This is a genomic window from Streptomyces sp. NPDC058045 (assembly GCF_042885635.1).
Classification (GTDB): domain Bacteria; phylum Actinomycetota; class Actinomycetes; order Streptomycetales; family Streptomycetaceae; genus Streptomyces.
Window position 1 is genome coordinate 21,202 of the sequence record NZ_JBHVRR010000063.1, and the last position, 6,965, is coordinate 28,166.

Here is a 6,965-nt window from a genome sequence, read left to right on the forward strand (position 1 = left end):
GGTGGCGGGTGGGGTGGCTCGCCGGGGGTGCGGGCGGTGCCTCGGGCGGGCCGTCGGCAGGCGGGGCGGAGGCCCTCCCGGCAGTCTGTAACGGCGCGGAGGGACGCCGCTGCGGCAGCGGTAGGCTCGACTGCGGCCGGTGAACGCGAGTGCGCCGGCATTCGACATGTGGAGAGGAGCCCTGACCCAGGGTGAGCACCAAGCCGACCACCACAGCCCTTGAGTGGACCGATCTGGACCAGCGCGCGGTGGACACCGCGCGCGTCCTGGCCGCCGACGCCGTACAGAAGGTCGGCAACGGCCATCCGGGGACGGCGATGAGCCTGGCGCCCGCGGCCTACACCCTCTTCCAGAAGGTGATGCGCCACGATCCGGCGGACGCCGACTGGACGGGTCGGGACCGCTTCGTCCTGTCCGCGGGCCACTCGTCACTGACCCTCTACATCCAGCTCTACCTGGCCGGTTTCGGTCTGGAGCTGGACGATCTGAAGGCCTTCCGCACCTGGGGCTCCAAGACCCCGGGCCACCCGGAGTACGGCCACACCACCGGTGTCGAGACCACCACCGGGCCGCTCGGCCAGGGCGTGGCGAACGCCGTCGGCATGGCAATGGCGGCCCGCTACGAGCGCGGCCTCTTCGACCCCGACGCGGCCCCGGGCACCTCGCCGTTCGACCACCACATCTACGCCATCGCCGGTGACGGCTGCCTCCAGGAGGGCATCTCCGCCGAGGCGTCCTCCCTCGCGGGCCACCAGCGGCTCGGCAGTCTCATCCTGCTCTGGGACGACAACCACATCTCCATCGAGGGCGACACCGAGACCGCCGTCTCCGAGGACACCTGCAAGCGGTACGAGGCGTACGGCTGGCATGTGCAGCGGGTGGAGCCCAAGGCGGACGGCGATCTGGACCCGGCGGCGCTGTTCGCCGCGATCGAGGCCGCGAAGGCGGTCACCGACCGGCCGTCGTTCATCGCGATGCGCTCGATCATCGCCTGGCCGGCGCCGAACGCGCAGAACACCGAGGCCTCGCACGGTTCGGCGCTGGGCGAGGAGGAGGTCGCCGCCCTCAAGCGGGTGCTGGACTTCGACCCGGCGCAGAGCTTCGAGGTCACCGAGGAGGTCCTGACGCACACCCGGGCCGCCCTGGAGCGCGGCACGCAGGCGAAGGCCGAGTGGGAGAAGTCGTTCCAGGAGTGGCGCACGGCGAATCCGCGGCGCGCCGCCGAGTTCGACCGGATCGCCGCCGGTGAGCTGCCGGCCGGCTGGGAGGAGCACCTGCCGGCGTTCGAGCCCGGCAAGTCGGTGGCCACCCGGGCCGCCTCCGGCAAGGTCCTCCAGGCGCTGGGCGCGGTCATCCCCGAGCTGTGGGGCGGCTCCGCCGACCTGGCCGGCTCCAACAACACCACCATCGACAAGACCTCCTCGTTCCTGCCGTCCGGGAACCCGCTGCCGGAGGCCGACCCGTACGGCCGCACGCTGCACTTCGGGATCCGCGAGCACGCGATGGCCGCCGAGCTGAACGGCATCACGCTGCACGGCAACACCCGGGTCTACGGCGGCACCTTCCTCGTCTTCTCCGACTACATGCGCAACGCGGTACGGCTCTCCGCGCTGATGCATCTGCCGGTGACGTATGTGTGGACGCACGACTCGATCGGTCTCGGGGAGGACGGCCCGACGCACCAGCCGGTGGAGCACCTCGCCTCGCTGCGGGCCATCCCCGGTCTGAACGTGGTGCGCCCCGCGGACGCCAACGAGACGGCGCTCGCCTGGCGGGAGATCCAGCGCCGCTGGACCAAGGAGTTCGGCAAGGGCGCCCCGCACGGCCTGGCCCTGACCCGCCAGGGCGTTCCCACGTACGCGCCCAACGAGGCCGCCGCCAGGGGCGGTTACGTACTCGTGGAGGCGGACGGCGGCGAGCCGCGGGTGGTCCTGATCGGTACCGGTTCCGAGGTGCAGCTCGCGGTGGCGGCGCGCGAGGAGCTCCAGGCCGCCGGCGTACCGACGCGCGTCGTCTCGATGCCGTGCGTCGAGTGGTTCGAGGAGCAGGACCAGGGGTACCGGGACTCGGTGCTGCCCCCGTCGGTGCGGGCCCGGGTGGCGGTCGAGGCCGGGATCGGTCTGACCTGGTACCGCTATGTCGGGGACGCGGGCCGGGTCGTCTCGCTGGAGCACTTCGGTGCCTCCGCGGACGGCAAGCTCCTGTTCCGCGAGTTCGGCTTCACCGCCGAGGCGGTGGCCGCGGCCGCCAGGGAATCCCTGGAGAGCGCCGCGCGCTGACGCCTGTGAGGCAGCGACGCGGTCGAGAAGCCGCAGTACGACGCACGACGACATTTCAGAAACAGGAGATGCAATTTCCATGACAGACGCACTCAAGCGCCTCTCCGAGGAGGGCGTGGCGATCTGGCTGGACGACCTGTCGCGCCAGCGGATCACCTCCGGCAACCTCGCCGAGCTGGTCGACCAGCAGCACGTCGTGGGCGTGACGACCAACCCGTCGATCTTCCAGAAGGCGATCTCCGCGGGCGACGGCTACGACCGGCAGGTCCAGGACCTGGCCACCCGCCGGGTCACCGTCGAGGAAGCCGTCCGCATGATCACCACGGCGGACGTACGGGACGCGGCCGACGTACTGCGGCCCGTCTTCGACGCCACCGGCGGGCAGGACGGCCGGGTGTCCATCGAGGTCGACCCGCGTCTGGCGCACCACACCGAGGCCACCGTCGCCGAGGCCAAGCAGCTCGCCTGGCTGGTGGACCGGCCCAACACCTTCATCAAGATCCCGGCGACCGAGGCGGGCCTGCCCGCGATCACCGAGGTCATCGGCCTGGGCATCAGCGTCAACGTCACGCTGATCTTCTCCCTGGAGCGCTACCGCGCGGTCATGGACGCCTATCTGGCCGGCCTGGAGAAGGCGAAGGCGGCCGGTCTCGACCTGTCGCAGATCCGCTCCGTGGCCTCGTTCTTCGTCTCCCGGGTGGACACCGAGATCGACCAGCGCCTCGACAAGATCGGCAGCGACGAGGCCAAGTCCCTCAAGGGCAAGGCCGCCGTCGCCAACGCGCGCCTGGCCTACGAGGCGTACGAGGAGGTCTTCGGCGGGGACCGCTGGGCCGCGCTCGACAAGGCCGGCGCCCACCCGCAGCGCCCGCTCTGGGCGTCCACCGGTGTGAAGAACCCGGACTACAAGGACACCCTGTATGTGGTGGACCTGGTGGCGCCGGGCACCGTCAACACCATGCCGGAGGCCACCCTGGACGCCGTCGCCGACCACGGCGAGGTCACGGGGAACACCGTCGCCGGCACCTACCAGCAGGCCAGGGCCGATCTCGACGCGCTGGCCGCGCTCGGCATCTCCTACGACGACGTGGTGCAGGTGCTGGAGGACGAGGGGGTCGAGAAGTTCGAGGCCGCCTGGACCGACCTGCTGAAGTCGACCCAGGCGGAGCTCGCTCGCCGCGCCCCCTCGGAGGGTTGAGATCTTGTCTCCCGCACACGGAGCAAATCCGCTTCGTGACGCCGCGGACCGGCGGCTCCCGCGTATCGCGGGGCCGTCGGGCCTGGTGATCTTCGGTGTCACGGGTGATCTCTCCCGCAAGAAGCTGATGCCGGCCGTCTACGACCTGGCCAACCGCGGGCTGCTGCCGCCGGGCTTCGCCCTCGTCGGCTTCGCCCGCCGCGACTGGGAGAACGAGGACTTCGCCCAGGTCGTGCACGACGCGGTGCAGGAGCACTCCCGCACCCCGTTCCGCGAGGAGGTCTGGCAGCAGCTCATCCAGGGGATGCGCTTCATCCAGGGCACCTTCGACGACGACGCCGCCTTCAAGCAACTCCGCGAGACCATCCAGGAGTTGGACAAGGAACAGGGCACCGGTGGGAACTTCGCCTTCTACCTCTCGGTCCCGCCGAAGTTCTTCCCCAAGGTAGTCCAGCAGTTGAAGACGCACGGCCTGGCCGACCAGCAGAACGGCTCCTGGCGCCGCGCCGTCATCGAGAAGCCCTTCGGGCACGACCTGGCGTCCGCGCAGGAACTCAACGCGATCGTGCACGAGGTCTTCGGCCCCGACCAGGTCTTCCGGATCGACCACTACCTCGGCAAGGAGACCGTCCAGAACATCCTGGCGCTCCGCTTCGCCAACACCCTCTTCGAGCCCATCTGGAACCGCTCGTACGTCGACCATGTGCAGATCACCATGGCCGAGGACATCGGGATCGGCGGCCGCGCCGGATACTACGACGGCATCGGCTCCGCCCGTGACGTTATCCAGAACCACCTGCTCCAGTTGCTGGCGCTGACCGCGATGGAGGAGCCCTCGTCCTTCGGCGCGGACGCCCTGGCCGCGGAGAAGACCAAGGTGCTGAGCGCGGTCAGGCTGCCGAAGGACCTCGGCGCGTCCACCGTCCGCGGGCAGTACGCGGGCGGCTGGCAGGGCGGCGAGAAGGTCATCGGCTACCTCCAGGAAGACGGCATCGACGCCCGCTCCACCACCGACACCTATGCCGCGATCAAGCTCCAGATCGACAACCGCCGCTGGGCGGGCGTCCCCTTCTATCTGCGCACCGGCAAGCGGCTCGGGCGGCGGGTCACCGAGATCGCGGTGGTCTTCCAGCGCGCCCCGCACTCGCCGTTCGACCACACCGCCACCGAGGAGCTGGGGCAGAACGCGCTGGTCATCCGGGTGCAGCCGGACGAGGGCGTGACGGTGCGGTTCGGCTCGAAGGTGCCCGGCACCTCCATGGAGGTCCGCGACGTCTCGATGGACTTCGCCTACGGCGAGTCCTTCACCGAGTCGAGCCCGGAGGCGTACGAGCGGCTCATCCTCGATGTGCTGCTGGGCGACTCCAACCTCTTCCCGCGCACCGAGGAGGTCGAGCTGTCCTGGCGGATCCTCGACCCGATCGAGAAGTTCTGGGACGGCCACGGCAGACCGGCGCAGTACCCGGCGGGCACCTGGGGCCCGGTGGAGGCGGACGAAATGCTCGAACGCGACGGACGGAGCTGGCGTCGGCCATGAACATCGACCTGACGAACACCACCTCCAGCAAGATCAACAAGGCGCTGGTGCAGGGCCGCCGCGCGATCGGCAGCCCCGCCGTCGGCATGGTGCTCACCCTGGTCGTCGTCACCGACGAGGAGAACGCCTACGACGCGCTGAAGGCCGCCAGCGAAGCCTCCCGCGAGCACCCCTCGCGCACCCTCGTCGTCATCAAGCGCGGCTCCCGCTCACCTCGCGACCGCATACAGTCCCGGCTCGACGCGGACGTCCGGGTCGGCGCGGACGCCGGCACCGGCGAGACGGTGGTGCTGCGGCTCTACGGCGATGTGGTCAACCACGCCCAGTCCGTGGTGCTGCCGCTGCTGCTGCCGGACGCGCCGGTGGTGGTCTGGTGGCCGGTGAACGCACCGCTCGAACCGGCCAGGGACCCGCTGGGAATGCTGGCCCAGCGCCGCGTCACCGACACCTACGCCGCCGAGTCGCCCATCGACGAACTCAGCGCCCGCGCCGAGGCCTACACCCCGGGCGACACCGATCTGGCGTGGACCCGGGTCACCCCGTGGCGCTCCATGCTGGCCGCCGCGCTGGACCAGGTGGTGTGCACCGTCACCGGGGCCGAGGTGGAGGGCGAGGAGTTCAACCCGAGTGTGGAACTGCTCGCCATGTGGCTCGCGGACCGGCTCGCGGTGCCGGTGCAGCGGCTCATCTCGCCGGGCCCCGGGCTGACCGCGGTCCGGATGGAGACCGACTGCGGCCCCATCGTGCTGCACCGCACCGACGGGGCGCTGGCCCAGCTCTGCATCCAGGGCCAGCCGGACCGTGCGGTGGCCCTGCAACGCCGCGGCACCGCCGAGCTGATCGCGGAGGAGCTGCGCCGCCTCGACCCGGACGACACCTATGAGTCGGCGCTGCGCTACGGCGTGGACCGGCTGACGGAGGTCACCGGCAGCCAGCTCCTGCCGGACGGCGACACCCCGGCGCCCGACGAGGGCGGCACGGCGACACAGCCGCCCGCGAAGAGCACGACGAAGAAGACCGCGAAGGCGCCGGCGAAGAAGGCGGACGCCAAGTGATGAGTACGGCACCGCAGTTGGTGGTGCACCGGGACAAGGAGCTGATGGCGCAGGCCGCGGCGGCCCGGCTGATCACCCGGATCGTCGACGCGCAGGCCGCCCGCGGCCGTGCGTCGGTGGTGCTCACCGGCGGGCGCAACGGCAACGGCCTGCTGGCCGCCCTGTCCGCGGCGCCCGCCCGGGACGCGGTGGACTGGGCCCGGCTCAACCTGTGGTGGGGCGATGAGCGCTTCCTGCCGGAGGGCGACCCGGAGCGCAACATCACCCAGGCCCGTGCGGCACTGCTGGACTCGGTGCCGGTGGATCCGGCGCGGGTCCATGCGATGCCCGCGGCGGGCGGCCGCTGGGGCGAGGACGCCGACTGGGCGGCCGCGGCCTACGCGGAGGAGCTGGCCGCGGCCGCCGGCCCCGAGGACCATGCGGCGGTGCCGTCCTTCGATGTGCTGCTGCTGGGGGTGGGGCCGGACACCCATGTGGCGTCGCTGTTCCCGGAGTTGCCCGCGGTGCGGGAGACGGAGCGGACGGTGGTGGGGGTGCACGGAGCGCCGAAGCCGCCGCCCACCCGGATCTCGCTGACGCTGCCGGCGATCCGGGCGGCGCGCGAGGTGTGGCTGCTGGCGGCGGGCGAGGACAAGGCGCGGGCGGCGGAGATCGCCCTGTCCGGTGCGGGCGAGATCCAGGCCCCGGCCGCCGGCGCCCAAGGCCGCTTCCGCACCCTCTGGCTACTGGACGCCCCGGCTGCCTCCCGCCTCCCCCGCGGTCTGTACCCACCGGCCTCGGCCTGAGACAACCGGAGTACGCGACCCCCGGGGGGGGGGGGGCCCCCCCCCCCGGGGCCCCGCGCCCGCCGACACAGCAACTCCCCGTGAGATAAAAAAAAAACAACCCCCCCCGAC

The 6,965-nt window shown here is 71.5% G+C and carries 5 protein-coding genes; all 5 read left to right on the plus strand.

Features of this window, described 5'->3' with window-relative positions:
• Positions 1-191: 191 nt before the first annotated feature.
• Positions 192-2,279, plus strand: a complete 2,088-nt coding sequence (gene tkt / locus ACFVST_RS26175; protein WP_390156042.1) for a transketolase — start codon at positions 192-194, stop codon at positions 2,277-2,279.
• Positions 2,280-2,358: 79 nt separating this feature from the next.
• Positions 2,359-3,477: a transaldolase gene (gene tal, locus ACFVST_RS26180; RefSeq protein WP_390156043.1), complete on the plus strand. Its 1,119-nt coding sequence runs from the start codon at positions 2,359-2,361 to the stop codon at positions 3,475-3,477.
• A gap of 4 nt (positions 3,478-3,481) precedes the next feature.
• Positions 3,482-5,014: a glucose-6-phosphate dehydrogenase gene (zwf, locus tag ACFVST_RS26185; RefSeq protein WP_390156044.1), complete on the plus strand. Its 1,533-nt coding sequence runs from the start codon at positions 3,482-3,484 to the stop codon at positions 5,012-5,014.
• Positions 5,011-6,069 (plus strand): glucose-6-phosphate dehydrogenase assembly protein OpcA, encoded by a 1,059-nt coding sequence (gene opcA / locus ACFVST_RS26190; RefSeq protein ID WP_390156045.1) that lies wholly within the window; start codon positions 5,011-5,013, stop codon positions 6,067-6,069. Before zwf ends, opcA begins: the two co-directional genes overlap by 4 nt.
• Complete coding sequence (gene pgl / locus ACFVST_RS26195) at positions 6,069-6,854, plus strand: 6-phosphogluconolactonase (RefSeq protein WP_390156046.1); 786 nt, start codon at positions 6,069-6,071, stop codon at positions 6,852-6,854. Before opcA ends, pgl begins: the two co-directional genes overlap by 1 nt.
• Positions 6,855-6,965 lie beyond the last annotated feature (111 nt).